At 73.2% G+C, this 16544-nt stretch carries 19 protein-coding genes; 17 read left to right on the top strand and 2 right to left on the bottom strand.

The annotated features are described in order from the left end of the window. Window positions 1–59: 59 nt before the first annotated feature. On the bottom strand, window positions 60–1445 hold the full coding sequence (locus LN037_RS19495) for a SatS C-terminal domain-containing protein (RefSeq protein ID WP_230755720.1): 1386 nt from the start codon (window positions 1443–1445) through the stop codon (window positions 60–62). 145 nt (window positions 1446–1590) lie between these two features. Between LN037_RS19495 and LN037_RS19490 the strand changes: the two genes are divergently transcribed. From LN037_RS19490 to LN037_RS19450, 9 genes are all read left to right on the top strand, one after another. Then, window positions 1591–2514 (top strand): haloalkane dehalogenase, encoded by a 924-nt coding sequence (locus tag LN037_RS19490; RefSeq protein WP_230755719.1) that lies wholly within the window; start codon window positions 1591–1593, stop codon window positions 2512–2514. Window positions 2515–2674: 160 nt separating this feature from the next. Then, entirely contained in the window at window positions 2675–3085 is a 411-nt protein-coding gene (locus tag LN037_RS19485; protein WP_230755717.1) for a hypothetical protein, read from the top strand. 387 nt (window positions 3086–3472) lie between these two features. Beyond that, complete coding sequence (locus LN037_RS19480) at window positions 3473–3793, top strand: hypothetical protein (RefSeq protein ID WP_230755715.1); 321 nt, start codon at window positions 3473–3475, stop codon at window positions 3791–3793. 164 nt (window positions 3794–3957) lie between these two features. Continuing rightward, window positions 3958–4413, top strand: a complete 456-nt coding sequence (locus LN037_RS19475) for a hypothetical protein (RefSeq protein ID WP_230756071.1) — start codon at window positions 3958–3960, stop codon at window positions 4411–4413. A 439-nt stretch (window positions 4414–4852) separates the two neighbouring features. After that, window positions 4853–5200, top strand: a complete 348-nt coding sequence (locus LN037_RS19470; RefSeq protein ID WP_230755713.1) for a hypothetical protein — start codon at window positions 4853–4855, stop codon at window positions 5198–5200. 248 nt (window positions 5201–5448) lie between these two features. Beyond that, complete coding sequence (locus LN037_RS19465) at window positions 5449–5829, top strand: hypothetical protein (RefSeq protein WP_230755711.1); 381 nt, start codon at window positions 5449–5451, stop codon at window positions 5827–5829. 194 nt (window positions 5830–6023) lie between these two features. Further along, complete coding sequence (locus LN037_RS19460) at window positions 6024–6362, top strand: hypothetical protein (RefSeq protein WP_230755709.1); 339 nt, start codon at window positions 6024–6026, stop codon at window positions 6360–6362. Between the two features lie 267 nt (window positions 6363–6629). After that, entirely contained in the window at window positions 6630–7037 is a 408-nt protein-coding gene (locus LN037_RS19455; protein ID WP_230755708.1) for a hypothetical protein, read from the top strand. A gap of 212 nt (window positions 7038–7249) precedes the next feature. Next, on the top strand, window positions 7250–7600 hold the full coding sequence (locus LN037_RS19450) for a hypothetical protein (protein ID WP_230755706.1): 351 nt from the start codon (window positions 7250–7252) through the stop codon (window positions 7598–7600). 33 nt (window positions 7601–7633) lie between these two features. Here the strand turns inward: LN037_RS19450 and LN037_RS19445 are convergent, their stop codons facing one another. Beyond that, window positions 7634–8317 carry a maleylpyruvate isomerase family mycothiol-dependent enzyme gene (locus tag LN037_RS19445; RefSeq protein ID WP_230755704.1) on the bottom strand — a complete coding sequence of 228 codons (684 nt, stop codon included), beginning with the start codon at window positions 8315–8317 and terminating at the stop codon, window positions 7634–7636. A 60-nt stretch (window positions 8318–8377) separates the two neighbouring features. On the opposite strand from LN037_RS19445, the gene upp reads away from it, so the two are divergent. The 8 genes from upp to LN037_RS19400 all read left to right on the top strand — a co-directional run bounded on the left by upp (window position 8378) and on the right by LN037_RS19400 (window position 16415). Next, complete coding sequence (gene upp / locus LN037_RS19440; RefSeq protein ID WP_230755702.1) at window positions 8378–8998, top strand: uracil phosphoribosyltransferase; 621 nt, start codon at window positions 8378–8380, stop codon at window positions 8996–8998. 41 nt (window positions 8999–9039) lie between these two features. Further along, the gene (gene metG / locus LN037_RS19435) at window positions 9040–10836 is read left to right on the top strand and encodes a methionine--tRNA ligase (protein WP_230755700.1); all 1797 of its coding nucleotides are present in this window, start codon (window positions 9040–9042) and stop codon (window positions 10834–10836) included. Then, complete coding sequence (locus tag LN037_RS19430) at window positions 10823–11683, top strand: TatD family hydrolase (protein ID WP_230755692.1); 861 nt, start codon at window positions 10823–10825, stop codon at window positions 11681–11683. Before metG ends, LN037_RS19430 begins: the two co-directional genes overlap by 14 nt. Before the next feature lie 298 nt (window positions 11684–11981). Continuing rightward, window positions 11982–13478 carry a resuscitation-promoting factor gene (locus tag LN037_RS19425; protein WP_305058963.1) on the top strand — a complete coding sequence of 499 codons (1497 nt, stop codon included), beginning with the start codon at window positions 11982–11984 and terminating at the stop codon, window positions 13476–13478. A 134-nt stretch (window positions 13479–13612) separates the two neighbouring features. Further along, complete coding sequence (rsmA, locus tag LN037_RS19415; RefSeq protein ID WP_230755690.1) at window positions 13613–14458, top strand: 16S rRNA (adenine(1518)-N(6)/adenine(1519)-N(6))-dimethyltransferase RsmA; 846 nt, start codon at window positions 13613–13615, stop codon at window positions 14456–14458. A gap of 106 nt (window positions 14459–14564) precedes the next feature. Then, window positions 14565–15080 carry a 4-hydroxylaminobenzoate lyase gene (locus LN037_RS19410; protein WP_230755688.1) on the top strand — a complete coding sequence of 172 codons (516 nt, stop codon included), beginning with the start codon at window positions 14565–14567 and terminating at the stop codon, window positions 15078–15080. Next, window positions 15077–15781, top strand: coding sequence for a nitroreductase (locus LN037_RS19405; RefSeq protein WP_230755686.1), 705 nt, complete (start codon window positions 15077–15079; stop codon window positions 15779–15781). Before LN037_RS19410 ends, LN037_RS19405 begins: the two co-directional genes overlap by 4 nt. Before the next feature lie 10 nt (window positions 15782–15791). Then, entirely contained in the window at window positions 15792–16415 is a 624-nt protein-coding gene (locus tag LN037_RS19400; protein WP_230755684.1) for a TetR/AcrR family transcriptional regulator, read from the top strand. The last annotated feature ends 129 nt before the right edge of the window (window positions 16416–16544 follow it).

The raw sequence follows: 16544 nt of genomic DNA, 5'->3' as shown, positions 1-16544 counted from the left end.
ACCCTTTCGGACGCGCCCCTACCACCGGTGGGAGAAGGGCGTCCCGTGCGCCACTCGGGTCACGGCTGACGCAGGCGTCCCACCAGCCGGTCCTCGAGCTCACGCCACCGGGCCGCCTCGCGCGTGAACGGCGGCGACGGCGTGAGCCGGTTCGGGTCGGGCCGCAGCACGAACGACACCAGCCAGCCGAGCGCCTCGGATGGGGCGAGGGCCTCCCGCGTGAGCGTGTCGCCCGCCCAGTCGGCGGCGTCGAGGAGCAGTTCGACGGCGAGCTCGAGCTGGGAGGGGTCGACGGCCTCGGGACCCTCGAGGAGGTCCTCGCCGAGCCCGACGAGCACGTAGCGGTTCTCCGGGGCCACCTCCACCTCGAGGTCACCGCCGACCGCCGCCGTCATCACGTCGGCCCAGGTCGAGACCTCCGCGAGGTCGTGGCCCTCGGACCCCTCGCCGGCGATCCACGTCCGCAGCGCGCGGCTGCTCGAGAAGACCTCGATGCGGCCGTCGCGCCCGAGGAAGACGGGCTCGTCGTCGAGGAAGCAGCGCAGCGTGATGACCTCGCCCTCGGCCGACAGGATCGAGATCGGGTCGATGCCGACCTCCTCCCAGAACCCCGGCTCGGGCTCCTCGGCGGCGTCGACGAGGTCGGTGCGCACCGACTCCCCGGCGGCGTCGGACCGCAGCTCCTCCGGGGCGTCGGCGAGCGGGCCGTCCACGGCGGAGTCCTGCGGGTCCTGCACGACGGCGGCCGGGTCCGCCGGGTGGTTCTCGGCGTCCTCGGCGCTGCCCGAGCCGCCCGACCCGTCGTCGGGATCGGTCTCGTCGTCGTCGGCCCCGGCCGGCGGCGTCGCCGTGGCGCGCAGCTTGGCCGCCAGCTCGACGTCGACCTCGGGGACGCGCACGAGGGCGTCGAGGGCGTCGACGACCTCGTCCCAGCGCTCGGCGACCACGTCGGCCAGCTCGGCCCACAGCGCCGCGCCGTCGCGGCCGCCGAAGACGGCGAGGCCGTCCGGCAGCGCGGCGAAGGCCGGCGTGGAGTCGAGGACCGCGAGCACGCCCTCGAGGTCGCACACGTCGGCCAGCGAACGGGTCATCGCGGTGATCTCCGCGAGGTCGTCGACCGAGAAGGTGTCCGGCTCCTCGGCGACCAGCTCGGGGACGCCCACGACGTCGTAGCGCTGGATGTCCTCCGGCGTCAGCTCGTCGACCGACAGCCCGCCGACCACGGGCCACGCGGGGTGGTCGACGAGGTCGTGGTCGAGTCCGTCGGCGTCGCTGGTGCGGATCCAGGCGGCCAGGTCGGCGGCGTCGGCGAAGGCGAAGACGTGGTCGTCGTCGCCGAGGAACGCCTCCCACTCCTCACCGTCCTCGCGCCACCGCGGCGCCCAGAGGGTCACCAGGTCCCCGCCCGTCAGCGCGAGGGTGATGGGGACGATGTCCTGGGCCACGGTCGGCCTCCGGTGTCTCCTGCGGGGTGATCACGTGCGGCGGCCACCCTAGGGGCCCGGGGGTGACCAGGCCGTTCGGGGCGGTCCACCACCCGGTGACGCCGGACGGCTCGCCTCGCGCGCGGGGATGCGGCACCCTGCCCCCGTGCGGTTGCTGCGGACCCCGGACGAACGGTTCACCGGGCTCGCGGGCTTCGGCCACGAGCCCACGTGGGTGGAGGTCACCGATCCCGACGGCGGGGGTGGCCCGATCCGCGTCGCCACCTACCGGGTCGGGCCCGCCGGCCCCGGACCCACCGTGCTGCTGCTGCACGGCGAACCGACCTGGTCCTACCTCTACCGCTCGGTGCTCGACACGCTGGTCGGCGCCGGCGTGCCCGCGGTGGCGGTCGACCTCGTCGGGTTCGGCCGGTCGGACAAGCCCGCGGAGGTCGGCGACCACTCCTACGCGCGCCACGTGGAGTGGGTGCGCGAGGCGGTCTTCGACGCCCTGGGGCTCGACGACCTCGTGCTCGTCGGGCAGGACTGGGGCGGCCTGATCGGGCTGCGGCTCGTGGCCGCGTCACCGGGACGCTTCCGGGCCGTCGTGGCGGCCAACACGGGGCTGCCCACGGGCGACACCGACATGCCCGAGCCGTGGTGGCGCTTCCGGCACGCCGTGGAACGCGCGGAACGGCTCGACGTCGGGCGCTTCGTCGCGTCCGGCTGCGTGCGCGGGCTCGGGGCGTCCGAGCGGGCCGCCTACGACGCGCCCTTCCCCGACGACTCCTACACCGCCGGGCCGCGGGCGATGCCACTGCTGGTGCCCACCCGGCCGGACGACCCGGAGACGGCGGCCAACCGGACCGCGTGGGAGGCGCTGGGGCGGTTCACGCGGCCGTTCCTGGTGGCCTTCTCCGACGGCGACCCGATCACCGGGCCGATGGCGCCGGCGCTGCGCGAACACGTGCCGGGCGCGGCGGGGCTCGACCACCCCGTGCTGCACGGGGCCGGCCACTTCCTCCAGGAGGACGCGGGCAGCGAACTGGGCTCGGTGGTCGTCGGGCTGGTCCGTCAGGTCGCCCATTAGTGCGATCGGCGTAAGGCTTGAGCCCGGCGAGCGAGGAACGCTCGAACGAATGAAGTAACCGGACAAGCCGTGCCCCACCGCCGTCCCCCCGCGTTGGTCGATCGTGATGGCGCGGACCCACGACCGGTGGGCCCGTGGACACCTCGACTTCCATGGGGGAATGAACGTGTCGATGTTCCGCAAGACCGTGTTGGCGACGGCGATCATCGGTGCCGGCCTCGGCTCGATGTCGGGTGCGGCGTTCGCCGGGGACGACCCGGGCGACGGCGGGCACCACGGTGGCCACGGCAGCCACGACAAGCACTACAGCAACTCCTCGGACAGCGGCTGCAGCAACAACGTCGCCGCCGAGTCGAAGAACGGCTCCGGCCGCTCGCTGGGCGACACCACCGGTGGCGACCAGGACCTGTCGGCCTCGAACCTCTGCCACATCCTGACCGGCAACGAGGTGCTGTCGAACAACAACATCTCGCTGCTCGGCGACGTGACCAACGGCGACACCACGACGCGGACCTCGTCCTCGACGGTCACCGAGGACATCACCAGCACGATCGGTGGCGCCGCCGGCTGAGCCGAGCCACCCGACTGCGGGCAGGCAGTCAGCGGCCACCGACGGCCGCGACCGCACGACCGGTACGACCTCGCACGACCCGCACGACCACGGGCCGGCACCCCGGGAGACCTCTCCCGCGGGTGCCGGCCCGTCGTCGTTCCCGACACCGTTTCTCCCGCGGTCGTCGCTGCCGTTGTTGCTCCGAGCGGGTGAACATCGTGCGCGGATCCCCTGCTCCAGACCCGATCGTGGACGCCGTCGTCACCCGGATCGACATCCGACCGTGACCTTCACTCGATCGAGGCGTTGGAGTCACCGAGTCGTGATGCGTCACCGCGTCGCGACGCACGGTGTGCGACCCGTCCGGTCGCGCGCGTGTCCAGACGACCAGGGGAGAGACCAAGCGTGTCCACGTTCCGCAAGACCGTCCTGACCACCGCCATCATCGGCGCGGGCCTCGCGTCCACGGCCGGCTCGGCCTTCGCGAGCGACTGCGGCCACGACGGCGGTCACCACCACAAGTCGCACGGCGACCACAAGTCGGTGACGAAGGTCGACAACAGCTGCAGCAACGGCGTCGGCACCGGCGACAAGCAGGGCAACGGCGGTCTGCTCGGGATCGGCAACGTCGCGGACGCCCCGATCACCTCGAACATCTGCAACATCCTGAACGACAACGTGAAGGACAACCTGAACGGCAACACCCTGGCGCTCGACCTCCTCTGAGGCCCTCGCGGCTCGTCGTCGCGGACGACCCCCGATCGTCCGCTCGTACCGACGAGCCGGTGGTGACAGTGAGACAACGGGCCCGCGGGCCGGAGCCGAACGCTCCGGCCCGCGCTCGTCGCGGCCCGCACCCCGAGTTCTGCGAGCAGGAGAACAGCGTGTCCATGTTCCGCAAGACCGTGCTGACGTCCGCCATCATCGGCGCCGGCCTCGTGACGACCGCCGGCGCGGCCTTCGCCGGTGACGCTCCCTCCGGTGGCCACCACGACTCCGGCCACCACGGCCACTCGAAGCACCACGACGGCACCGACGTGGACTCGAGCTGCTCCAACGGCGTCGGCACCGGTCACAAGCAGGGCAACGGTCTCATCGGGATCGGCAACGTCCTCGACGCCCCGATCACGTCGAACGTCTGCAACATCCTGAACGACAACGTCAAGAACAACCTCAACGGCAACCACCTGTCGGTGTCGGTGGGTCAGAGCCTCGGCGGCCTGCTCGGTGGCACGAGCGCCCCGCAGGTCCAGCAGGCCCAGCCGGTGCAGCAGGCGGCCCCCGCGCAGACGTTCGCCGCGCCGTCCTCGGTGCCCCAGGGCACGACGACCACGCCGATCGGCTAGATCGCAGCGCGCGCACGACCCACGGCCGGTCCGGAGCTCACCGCTCCGGGCCGGCCGTTTCGTCGTTCCGGGGTGCGGCTGCCCGCCGCCGTCCGCGAGGTGCACACAGGGCAGGTCCGTGGCGGCCCGCGGATGCGTGGTGTGCCCCTCGCGAGAAGGCGGGCCCCACGAGGCGAGGTTCCCGGCGCGGAGCAGGTTCACCTGAAGATCCCGGAAGGGTGACGCACTGTCATCGCCACCACGTGCGTCCAGCGGAGACCTGGCTCGATCCCCGACGTATCGCTGCAGGTCAGCGGATCGTTTCGTCACGAACGGGGGAACGTCGTGACGGAGCCGTGACCTCGGTTCGTCCCCTCGCGTTGAGCCGACTGTGACTGACCGGCGAGCGACTCCCTTCGCCGCCGGACCGAGCAAGCTCCACGATTCGGGGGAATCGAAGATGCAGATGTTCCGCAAGGCCGCCGTCGCCACCGTCATCCTGGGCGCCGGGCTCGCCTCGACCGCGGGTGTCGCCATGGCGCACGAGCACGGCGACGCCGGCAAGGGCTGCTCCAACGGCATCGCCGCCAAGAGCAGCAACGGTGCGGACCGCACCCTGGGCGACACCGTCGGTGGCGACCAGGACCTGTCGGCCTCCAACACCTGCGACATCCTCAACGACAACGAGGTCCTGAGCGGCAACAACGCGGCCGCCGGCGACATCGTCAACGGCGACACCGACATCCGCAACGACTCGCGGACCTCGACGGAGACCTCCGAGACGATCCTGGACCTGCTCCCCCTCTGATCTCCGGGGATCACCGCACGACGCCGGACCGGGTCACCACGCCCAGGCCGGACGGCTCCTCCGGGAGCCATCCGGTTCGCTCCCCTCGCACTCGAGGGCGTGGTGACCGGGTCCGGCTTTTTTTCGTGCCGTCACACGATCGGCGGAACGCAGGAAATGCGCGTACCAGCCGGCCGGAACGCGGCGATACCCCGCACGAGTCCGGAGCACGACATCGTCTCCGGCACATCGCACCGGGGGGACCCACCATGAAGAACGTCATTGCGCGCGCCGCTCTCGCCACCGCCGTCATCGGTGTCGGACTCGGTTCCACCGCGGGTATCGCGACCGCCGCGCCGAATGCGTCGGCCGGCTCGAGCTCCTGCTCCAACAACGTCTCCGCGGTCTCGAAGACCTCCTCCGGCCGCAGCCTCGGCGACACCACCGGTGGGTCGCAGACCATCCGCACCTCGAACTCGTGCGGCAACGGGAACGGCAACGTGATCGGCAGCGGGAACAACATCGCGGGCGGCAACATCGTCAACGGGAACACCCGGACGACCACCCGCACCACCACCGTGAACCGCACGACCACGGTGAACCGCACCCTGACCTTCGACTCGTTCTTCGGCCCGAACTTCCCGTTCTGAGCCCGACCCGCGCCACCTCCGACGGCCGGTCCCCGAGCATCCCGGGGGCCGGCCGTCGTCGTGTCCACCTTCGGGCGACGTCGGGTCGATGGTCGTCACGACCGGCGCCCGGGACCCGTTGAACCGGTCGGACCCGGTCCGCCACCTGGCGCTCCCCGGGCCCGTCCAACCACGTCATCGGGGGTCCACACACCATGTCCGTCTTCCGCAAGACCGTCCTCGCCAGCGCGATCCTGGGTGCGGGCCTCGCGTCCACCGCCGGCGTCGCCAGCGCCCACGCGTCGCACCACGACGGCGGGTGCTCGAACGGCGTCTCCGCCGAGAGCAGCAACTCGTCCGGCCGCAGCCTCGGCGACACGGAGGGCGGCGCGCAGGACCTGTCGGCCTCGAACACCTGCGACATCCTCAACGGCAACAAGGTCGCGAGCGCCAACAACGTCGCCGGCGGCGACGTCGTCAACGGCGACACGAGCTCGGTGACCCGCACCGTCACCACCGACACCACGGAGACGAGCACCTCGACGGTCGGCTGACCGCTCCCCGCCGCGCCACGGGCCGGCACCCGCCTCCGGGGCGGGTGCCGGCCCGTCGTCGTTCCGCCACTCGAAAGAATGTGTGTGAAAAGGTGTTCCAAAATTGGCGATCGGGTAGCGGAACGATTCGCCGATCACGAACGGGGGATCGTCGTGATTGTCCCGTGACCACCGCCTGGGCCGTCCGTTGACCGCCATGTGACCGTGCTGCGCACTGCCGCGGACCGGCGCTCTTCGTCAGACCGACACATTTCGGGGGCAATCAGAATGTCGATCCTGCGCAACACCGTTCTCGCGACCGTGGTCGTCGGCGCCGGCCTCGGCGCCATGTCCGGCTCGGCGCTGGCCTGGGACCACCACGGCGACGCGGGCAAGAGCTGCTCCAACAGCGTCAAGGCCGCCAGCGAGAACGGCGCCGGCAGCACGCTCGGCGACACCACCGGTGGCAGCCAGGACATCGCGGCCGACAACCTCTGCGACATCGCGAACGGCAACGAGGTCCTGTCGGGCAACAACGTGGCCGGCGGCGACATCCGCAACGGCGACCTGACCGACATCACGCGCACCAGCGACACCACCACGACCGAGGAGAGCACCACCACCGTCCCGGCCGCCCCGGTCGACGGCGGCGCGGGCGGCGGCCTGCCGATCCTCGGCGACCTGCTCGGGCTCTGAGTCCCACGGCCGACGCGACGCGTCGGCCCGCGGGTCGGACGGCGCGGGAGCACCCCGGTCGTTCATCGGAGCGCGGTCCGGCACCGCCGGCCGCTCCGCTTCCCTCGCGACGCGATCCGACGATCGCGACGCGCACCGATGACCTCCCCGTCCGGGCCCCGATCCCGGACGGTTCGCGGCCCGGTCCCGGGCCCACCTCTCAAGGAGACACCATGTCGATCTTCCGCTCCGCCGCCATCGGCACCCTGATCGTCGGCGCCGGCCTCGGCACCCTCACCGGGGTGGCCACCGCCCACGAGTCGGGCCACGCCGCCCAGGGCTGCTCGAACGCCGTCGCCGCCTCCACGGAGAACGGCTCGGGCCGTAGCCTCGGCGACACCACGGGCGGCGACCAGGCCCTCGACGCCAGCAACGTCTGCGACATCCTCAACGGCAACCAGATCGGCTCGGCGAACAACGTGGCCGGCGGCGACGTCGTCAACGGCGACACCCGCACCGAGAACTCGGACGTCACCGAGACCTCCTCGATCGTCGAGACGATCACGGGCCTGCTCCCGATCTGACCCACGCCACACCGTGCAGCCGGTGCCCGCTCCTCAGACCGGAGGAGGGGGCACCGGCTGTTCGTCGTCACGGGGGCCGTGCACCGGGAGTCCGTCGACCCACGGGTCGGTCGGGCCCTCCCAGTCCCAGCCCCGCATCTGCGCCCGGCTGCGCCGGCTGCTCAGACCGCGGTAGAGCTCGTACAGGTCGACCCGCAACACGCTGCGGACGACGTCCTCGCGCGTGTCCTCCGGGCTGCGCCACTCGGTCCCGCCGGCCCGCACCACCAGCGCCTGCGGCCCCCGGATGCCCTTCACCACCTGCCGGACGAGCACTGAGGCGGTCGGCGCCCACCCGTCCCAGGGCGGCCGCGGCGCCCCGAGCGCCTCGACGAGGTCGCCCTCGTGCACGGTCAGGTCCCCGACGACGGCGGCGGGGACCCGGCGCTCGTCGAGCGCCTCCGCCGTCGCCGGCAGACTCTCCTCCCACTCGGCGAGGAGGGTCCCGACGTCGGCGTCGGCCCGGTCGCGGACGTGGCCGGCGGTCCAGTCCGGACCCGCGAAGCCGGCCGTCCGCCGGGCGGCGACGTCGGCGGACGTCCCGACCAGGTGCGCGAGGAGGTCGCGCACGGTCCAGTCCGGGCAGGCGGGCACCGGCCGGCGCCACCCGTCGTCGGGAAGGCCCTCGAGGAGCGCGACGACGCGGGCGTGACCGGAGCGGTAGGCGGCGGCGACCACGGCCCGCAGGATGCCAGGCCGCGGTGTGCCGGGACGCGTCGGCGACTAGGTTGCGGCGACATGCTGCTCGTCGTGGACCATCCGCTCGCGCGCGTGCGCCTCACCGCGCTGCGCGACGCCCGCACCGACCGTGCCGCGTTCCGCGCCGCCGTCCGCGACCTCACGACGATGCTCGTGTACGAGGCGCTGCGCGAGGCGCCGGTGACCGAGACGCGGGTGACCACGCCGGTCGCCGACACCGCCGGGACCGCGCTGGCCGCGCCGCCGGTGCTCGTGCCCGTGCTGCGCGCCGGTCTCGGCATGGCCGAGGCGGCCCACGCGCAGGTGCCCGGTGCGCTCATGGGCTTCGTCGGGGTGGCCCGCGACGAGGAGACCCTGCAGCCGACGCCGTACATGGAGTCCCTGCCCGGCGACCTCGCGGGTCGGCCGGTCTTCGTGCTCGACCCGATGCTCGCCACCGGCGGCTCGATGGCCCACACGATCGACCTGCTCGCCGCGCGCGGCGCCGACGACGTCACCGCGGTGTGCGTCGTGGCGGCACCGGAGGGTGTCGAGCGGCTCCGCGCGGCGCACCCCACGGTGCGGGTCGTGACCGCCACGGTCGACGAACGGCTCAACGAGTACGGCTACATCGTCCCCGGCCTGGGTGACGCCGGGGACCGGCAGTTCGGCGCCATGTAGCCCGCGCGGAGCCCGGTGGCGCGCACCGGGAGAATGAGGACATGAGCGAGTCCGTGCTGACCGCCGTCGCGTGGCCCTACGCGAACGGCCCCCGGCACATCGGCCACGTGTCCGGCTTCGGTGTGCCCTCCGACGTGTTCTCCCGCTACCAGCGGATGGTCGGGAACCGGGTGCTCATGGTGTCGGGCACCGACGAGCACGGGACGCCGATCCAGGTGCAGGCCGACGCCGAGGGCACCTCCCCGCGCGAGCTCGTCGACCGGTACTCCCGGGTGATCCAGGACGACCTGGTGGGCCTCGGGCTGTCCTACGACCTGTTCACCCGCACCTCCACCGACAACCACCACCGCGTGGTCCAGGGGATGTTCGAGGGGCTCTGGCGCAACGGCTACGTGTTCGGGGAGAAGACCCTCGGCGCGATCAGCCCGTCGACCGGCCGCACGCTGCCCGACCGCTACATCGAGGGCACCTGCCCGATCTGCGGCTACCCCAGTGCGCGCGGCGACCAGTGCGACAACTGCGGCAACCAGCTCGACCCGGCCGACCTCAAGGACCCGCGCAGCCGGATCAACGGCGAGGTCCCGGAGTTCCGCGAGACCGAGCACCTCATGCTCGACCTGCCGGCGTTCTCCCAGTCGCTCGCGTCGTGGCTGGACACCCGGACGAACTGGCGGCCGAACGTCCTCAACTTCAGCCGCAACCTGCTCGACGACCTGCGTCCCCGCGCCATCACCCGCGACCTCGACTGGGGCGTGAAGGTCCCGCTCGACGGCTGGCGGGACGCGCCGATGAAGCGGTTCTACGTCTGGTTCGACGCGGTCATCGGCTACCTGTCGGCCTCGGTCGAGTGGGCGGAGCGCTCCGGCGACCCGGACGCCTGGAAGCAGTGGTGGTGCGACCCGGAGGCCAGCGCCTACTACTTCATGGGCAAGGACAACATCGTCTTCCACTCGCTGATCTGGCCCGCGCTGCTGCTCGGCCAGAACGGCGCGGGGGACAAGGGCGGGACGCCCGGCGAGTTCGGCACCCTCAACCTGCCCACGGAGGTCGTCTCCAGCGAGTTCCTGACGATGTCCGGCTCCAAGTTCTCGACGAGCCGCGGCACCGTCATCTACGTCGGGGACTTCCTGCGCGAGTTCGGCCCGGACGCGCTGCGCTACTTCATCGCCGTCGCGGGCCCGGAGAACCAGGACACGGACTTCACCTGGGACGAGTTCGTCCGCCGCACCAACTTCGAGCTGGCCAACGAGTGGGGCAACCTCGTCAACCGCTCGGTGTCCATGGCCGCGAAGAACGTCGGCGCGGTCCCGGAGCCGACGCGTCCCGAGGCCGCCGACGCCGAGCTGCTCGCGCAGTCGCGGGCGGCGTTCACCACGGTCGGCGCGCACCTGCAGCGCTCGCGGTTCAAGGCGGCCGCGTCCGAGGCGATGCGCGTGGTCGGGGCGGCCAACGCCTACCTGAGCCACGAGGAGCCCTGGAAGCGCAAGGACGACCCGCCACGGCGGGACACGATCCTGCACACGGCCCTGCAGGTGGTCCAGGACGCCAACACGCTGCTGACGCCGTTCCTCCCGCACGCCGCGCAGAAGGTCCACGAGGCCCTCGGCGGCACCGGCGTGTGGGCGGCGCAGCCGGAGCGCGTCGAGGGCGGGACCACCGACCTCGGCACCACCCACTCCGTGCTCACCGGCGACTACGCCCACGAGCAGGCGCGCTGGGAGTCGACCCCGATCCCCGTCGGGCGGCCGTTGTCGCGGCCGACGCCGCTGTTCGCGAAGCTCGACACCGCGCTGGGGGAGACCGGCCCGTCCTGGGCGCCCATCCATGCCGAAGGGTGACCGCAACGTCCCACCCCCCGTCCCGGAGCCGATCCGGGGCGGGGTGATCGACGCCCACACCCACCTCGACGCGTGCGGGGCGAGCGAGCCGGACGTGCTCGCCCAGGTGCTCGACCGGGCCACCACGGCCGGCGTGACGGCGATGGTGACGACGGCCGACGACCTCGCCTCGGCGCGGTGGGCGGCGTGGGCGGCGGGCACCGACGCGCGCGTGTTCGCCGCGGTCGGGCTGCACCCGACCCGCTCGAACGACCTCGACGACGCCGCGCGCGCCGAGCTGGAGCGCCTCACGACGCTGCCCCGCGTCGTCGCCGTCGGGGAGTCCGGGCTCGACGACTACTGGACCACGCGGCGCGCGGACTGCGCGCCGCTGGAGGTCCAGCGCGAGGCGTTCGCGTGGCACGTCGACCTCGCCAAGCGGACCGGCCTGCCGCTCGTGATCCACGACCGCGAGGCCCACGACGGGATCGTCGACGTCCTGCGGGCCGAGGGCGCCCCGGCGACGGTGGTCTTCCACTGCTTCTCCGGCGGGCCCGAGCTGGCGCGGATCTGTGCCGAGCACGGGTGGCTCATGTCGTTCTCGGGCACCGCGACCTTCCGCAACGCGAACGCCGTCGATCTCCGCGAGGCGGCCGCCCACGCCCCGGCCGACCTCGTGCTGACCGAGACCGACGCGCCGTTCCTGACCCCGCACCCGTACCGCGGTAGGCCGAACGAGCCGTACGTCGTCCCCCACACGGTCCGAGACCTCGCGGAGCTCCGTGACGAGCCGGTCGAGGAGCTGGCGGCAGCGGCCACCCGGAACGCCCAGCGGGCCTTCCGGCTGGCCGAACAGCCTCAACCGTGACCCTCCGTGGAACGAAGGTGCACGCGGTGACCGCGCTCGTCGTCGTGGGCCTGCCGTTCGGCGCACCACGTTCGTGTCGGCTTGATGGTTCTGACACCCGGGTCGTTACCGTGCTGTGACTCGCCGGGATGGAACCAACCCCCGGCATCCGGGATGACCCGGAACCTTCCCCAGGGTTCCGGTCGGCTCCGACCCGGATGCGGTTCCTGCCCGGAAGCACGGATGAAGCGGATTCCTCTGTGGCCGTACTGCGCTCCCCCCTCGCGCTGATCGCTGCTCACCCGGCGGCGGTCGCCCGATGAGCACCGACGCCAGGCGCACCGCGCTCGCCGACGACACCAGCACCGCCGACACCGGCTGGTTCGACTCCCTCGAGGAGAGCTGGGACGACGGCTGGGACGGTCTGAACGCCGGGACCGCCGAGTGGCAGGCCGGCCGCACGTCGCACGCCCCCCGCACGGGTCCGCTCCCCACCTGGGCCGATGACATCACCGGCCCGCTGCCGATCGCGGGGCCGGGCTGGGCAGGCCCCGGCCCCGCGAACGGCACCGGTGCGCTCGCCGTGCCGGACCTGGACGAGTGGAACGACCTCGAGACGCGGACCGGGCTCACCGGCACCGGCTCCACCGTCACCGCCGAGCCGACCCCGGCCGCCGCGCCGGCCGGTCTCGACCCCGAGACCTACCGCGAGCGCGACCTCACCGACACCGGCCGCTACTCGCTGGCCGTCAAGGGCGGCGTCGCCGCGGCCCTGATCGCCGTCGCCGCCGGCGGCAGCACCGCGGTCGCGCTGGACAAGGAGGTCACGGTCACGGTCGACGGCGTCGACCAGGTCGTGCACACCTTCTCCGGCACCGTCGCGGGCGCCCTGGCCTCCGGCGACATCGAGGTCGGCCCGGCCGACCAGATGTCCCCCTCGCCGACCGCGTCGATCCGCGACGGCGACCGCCTCGTCGTCAACCACTCGCGCCAGGTCAACCTGGTCGTCGACGGCAAGCCGCAGACCATCACGACGACCGCCACGACGGTCGCCGAGGCGCTCGGGCAGCTCGGCATGCCGACCCAGGCGCTGGCCGCGTCCGCGCCGCTGGGCTCGCTGATCCCGTCGAGCGGCATGAACCTCGCGGTCCAGCTGCCGAAGAACGTCACCTTCACCGACGGCGGCAACGCCCCGCAGCAGCTCTCGACGACCGCCAGCTCGGTCCAGGAGTTCCTGGCCCAGCGCGGTCTGCAGATGGGCCCGCTGGACACGGTCAACGCGGGCGACCTCGTGAACGGCGCCGCGATCACGGTCGTGCGCAACGCCACGACCCAGGTGACCGAGACCCAGCCCATCGCGCCCCCGATGCAGACGATCGAGGACGCGACGATGGACGCGGGCACCACCAAGGTCGACCAGCCCGGCCAGGCCGGCGAGCAGGTGCAGACGTTCACGGTCAACACCACGAACGGCAAGGAGACCGGCCGGACCGCCGCGGGCGCCCCGACCGTCACCAAGGCGCCGGTCGGCGGCGTGATGCGCAAGGGCACCAAGAAGGCGGGCCCGGCCATCGGCTCCACCGCCAAGTGGGACCGCATGGCCAAGTGCGAGGCCGGCGGCGACTGGAACATCAACACCGGCAACGGCTACTACGGCGGCCTGCAGTTCGACCGCCAGACCTGGAACGCCTACGGCGGCGGCCAGTACGCCCCGCGGGCCGACCTGGCCTCGCGCGAGGAGCAGATCGCGGTCGCCGAGAAGGTGCGGGACGCCCGCGGCGGCTACGGCGCCTGGCCGGTCTGCGGCAAGAAGTAGCACCCTCCGGGTGCAAGCAATGCGTCACTGCCGGCACTGAACGCCAGGGACGCCACATCGTCGGACGGCCCCGGGACCACGTGGTCCCGGGGCCGTCCGCGTTCACCGGCAGCGGCGCCTGGGATCATGGCGGCGTGACCCCGGCACCCGTCCGTCTGCTCGGGGCCGGTGAGATCCGGGGCCTGGCCGCGGAGCTCGGCGTGCGGCCCACCAAGAAGCTCGGCCAGAACTTCGTGCACGACGCCAACACCGTCCGGCGGATCGTGCGGCTGGCGGAGCTCACCCCCGACGACGTGGTCCTCGAGGTCGGCCCGGGGCTCGGCTCCCTGACGCTCGCGCTGCTCGACGAGGCGGCCGCCGTGGTCGCGGTGGAGATCGACCCGGCGCTCGCCGACCGGCTGCCCGCGACGGCGGCCGAGCACGCCCCGGAGCGCCCCCTGCACGTCGTGCAGGCGGACGCGCTGCGCATCACCGCCGCCGACCTGCCCGTGGCGCCCACGGCCCTCGTCGCGAACCTGCCCTACAACGTGGCCGTGCCGGTGGTGCTGCACCTGCTGGCCGAGCTGCCGTCGCTGCGGCGCGGCCTCGTCATGGTGCAGTCGGAGGTCGCCGACCGCCTCGCCGCGCGACCCGGCGAGGCCGCCTACGGCGCGCCGAGCGCGAAGCTGGCCTGGTACGCCGACGCCCGGCGCGCCGGGCCCGTGCCGCGTGGGGTGTTCTGGCCCGTGCCCGGCGTCGACTCGGCGCTCGTGGCCTTCGACCGGCGCCCGGAGCCGGAGGGGGACCGGCGGGCCGTGTTCGCCGTCGTCGACGCCGCGTTCGCGCAGCGCCGCAAGGGCCTGCGGGCCGCCCTCGCCGGATGGGCCGGCTCCCCGGCCGAGGCCGAGCGGCGGCTCCGCGCAGCCGGGATCGACCCGACCACGCGGGGCGAGCAGCTCGACGTCACGCGCTTCGCGGCGCTGGCGGCCACTCCTTCCTGACGACGGGTCGCGCGGCAGCCGCCGTCGCGGCAGTTACGTTACATGACTTGCACGTAACGGAACCGGCTCCTACCGTGAGGCGACCGCCGAGCACCGAGGAGCCCCCGTGAGCGCCACCGCCGAGGACCTGATCGCCCGCAGCATCCCCTTCCTCGAGACGATCAGGAACGAGACCGCGGGAGAGGAGCTCGAGGCGTACCTCAACACCCACCACGGGCCCGGCGACCCCGTGTGGGACGACCTCGCGGCGATCATCACCGAGGGCGTGCAGCAGGGCTGGGCCGCGAACGTCGAGGTGGACGGGCCGCACTACCGGCGCAGCCGCATCTCGGAGCCGAGCGAGCGGCTGAGCTGGTTCAGCGTCACCGCCGTCTACATGGACAGCGTCGAGGCGTTCCGGGGCCAGTACCACCAGCACCCCTACGGTGAGATCAACATGGTGGTCCCGCTCGACGAGGGGGCGCAGCTGGGCGGCCCCCGTGGCTGGCAGGGCGCCGGGTGGACCGCGCCGGAGCCCGCGAGTCACCACTACCCCGAGGTCCGCGGCGGCGCCGTGATCGCCCTCTTCTTCCTGCCGGCCGGGCGCATCTCCTACGACATCGACGCGCCGGACGCCTCGTGACCGTGGCGCAGCGCACCGCCGCCTCGGTGTCCGACGCGCTGCGGACCCGGCGCAGCGTCCGCGCCTTCCGGCCGACGCCGGTGCCGCGCGAGGTCATCGAGGAGTTGCTGGCCCTGGCGTCCCGCGCGGCGAGCAACTCCAACGTCCAGCCGTGGCGGGTGCACGTGGTGACCGGCGACGCGAAGCGGCGACTGACCGAGGACCTGTGGGCGGCGCTCGACGCCGGCCGACGCGACCGGCAGCCCGGCTACCCCTACCAGCCGGCGCCCGACGCGTGGGTCGAGCCGTTCCGGAGCCGCCGCGCGGAGTTCGGTGACCGGCTCTACCGGCGCACCCTCGGCGTCGAGCACGACGACGCCGACGGCCGGGACCGCCACCACCGGCGCAACTACGCGTTCTTCGGCGCGCCGGTCGGGATGATCCTGACGGTGAGCGCCCACCCGCTCGTCGGGGCGCTCGTCGATGCCGGGCAGTTCCTGCAGGGCCTCATGCTCGCTGCGCGCGAGGCGGGGCTGGACACCTGCGCGCAGGCCTCGTTCCTCGACTTCCACCGCGTGCTGCGCCGGCACCTCCCCATCGCCGACGACGAGATCGTGGTCTGCGGCCTCGCCCTGGGCCACGCCGACCACGACCACCCGCTCGACGACGTGGTCACGCCCCGCGAGCCGGTCTCCGCGTTCGCCACGTTCCACGGCTCGTAGGGTGCGGGCCGTGGACGGAGCGGCAGCCGGCGAACCGAGCCCCGGCGGCCGCCCCCGCGACCCGGCGCTCGATGAGGCGATCATCCGTGCGACCCGTCGACGGCTCGTACTCGACGGCTACTCGAAGATGACCCTCGGGGACATCGCCTCCGACGCCGGTGTGTCCCGGCCGACCCTCTACCGGCGCTGGTCGGGCAAGTTCGCGTTGGTCGTCGACGCTCTGGACTGGGGCTTCCGGGCCCAGCTCGACAGCTACCCGCCGCTCGACCTCGAGGCCCTCCCGCCCCGCGAGGCGTTCGCCGAGGCCGTGCGCCGGGTCGATCCCTGCTACGCCAACCCCGAGGCGATCGTCCTGCAGGGCGGGTTCATGGGCGAGCAGCCGCGCGCGCCCGAGCTGCTGGAGCTGCTGCGGGAGCGGGCGGTCGAACCCCGGCTGCGGCTCCTCCTCGACGTGCTCACCGGGCTGCAGGAGCGCGGGCACGTCCGCGCGGACCTCGACACCGACGCGCTCACCACGATGTGCTTCGGCAGCTTCTTCGGGGCGTTCCTGCGCGGCGATCCCGGGGGCCGTCCCTTCGCCGAGCGCGTCGTCGACACCGTCTGGGCCCTGATCGCGGTCGATCCCGGGTCCTGACGACGGCCGCGCGGCCCACCCGACCGGCCGGCCGAGGGTCGTCGAGCCCCCTCGACACCCGGGCGCAGGTGCGCGGTGATCACGACGACGGGTCGTGGAGGTCCGAGATCCGGACGCGCGGAGCGATGT

This window comes from Actinomycetospora soli, from assembly GCF_021026295.1.
Taxonomy (GTDB): Bacteria; Actinomycetota; Actinomycetes; order Mycobacteriales; family Pseudonocardiaceae; genus Actinomycetospora; species Actinomycetospora soli.
Note: the sequence above shows the minus strand (reverse complement) of the source record. Positions and strands in the feature narration are given on the sequence as shown.

Bases quoted from the DNA above. Each gene is read 5' to 3' on its own strand.
- metG (WP_230755700.1), top strand. From the start codon at position 9,040: ATGAGCGAGTCCGTGCTGACCGCCGTCGCGTGGCCCTACGCGAACGGC.
- upp (WP_230755702.1), top strand. From the start codon at position 8,378: ATGCTGCTCGTCGTGGACCATCCGCTCGCGCGCGTGCGCCTCACCGCG.
- LN037_RS19450 (WP_230755706.1), top strand. From the start codon at position 7,250: ATGTCGATCTTCCGCTCCGCCGCCATCGGCACCCTGATCGTCGGCGCC.
- LN037_RS19470 (WP_230755713.1), top strand. From the start codon at position 4,853: ATGCAGATGTTCCGCAAGGCCGCCGTCGCCACCGTCATCCTGGGCGCC.
- LN037_RS19465 (WP_230755711.1), top strand. From the start codon at position 5,449: ATGAAGAACGTCATTGCGCGCGCCGCTCTCGCCACCGCCGTCATCGGT.
- LN037_RS19475 (WP_230756071.1), top strand. From the start codon at position 3,958: ATGTTCCGCAAGACCGTGCTGACGTCCGCCATCATCGGCGCCGGCCTC.
- LN037_RS19460 (WP_230755709.1), top strand. From the start codon at position 6,024: ATGTCCGTCTTCCGCAAGACCGTCCTCGCCAGCGCGATCCTGGGTGCG.
- LN037_RS19430 (WP_230755692.1), top strand. From the start codon at position 10,823: ATGCCGAAGGGTGACCGCAACGTCCCACCCCCCGTCCCGGAGCCGATC.
- LN037_RS19455 (WP_230755708.1), top strand. From the start codon at position 6,630: ATGTCGATCCTGCGCAACACCGTTCTCGCGACCGTGGTCGTCGGCGCC.
- LN037_RS19425 (WP_305058963.1), top strand. From the start codon at position 11,982: ATGAGCACCGACGCCAGGCGCACCGCGCTCGCCGACGACACCAGCACC.
- LN037_RS19485 (WP_230755717.1), top strand. From the start codon at position 2,675: ATGAACGTGTCGATGTTCCGCAAGACCGTGTTGGCGACGGCGATCATC.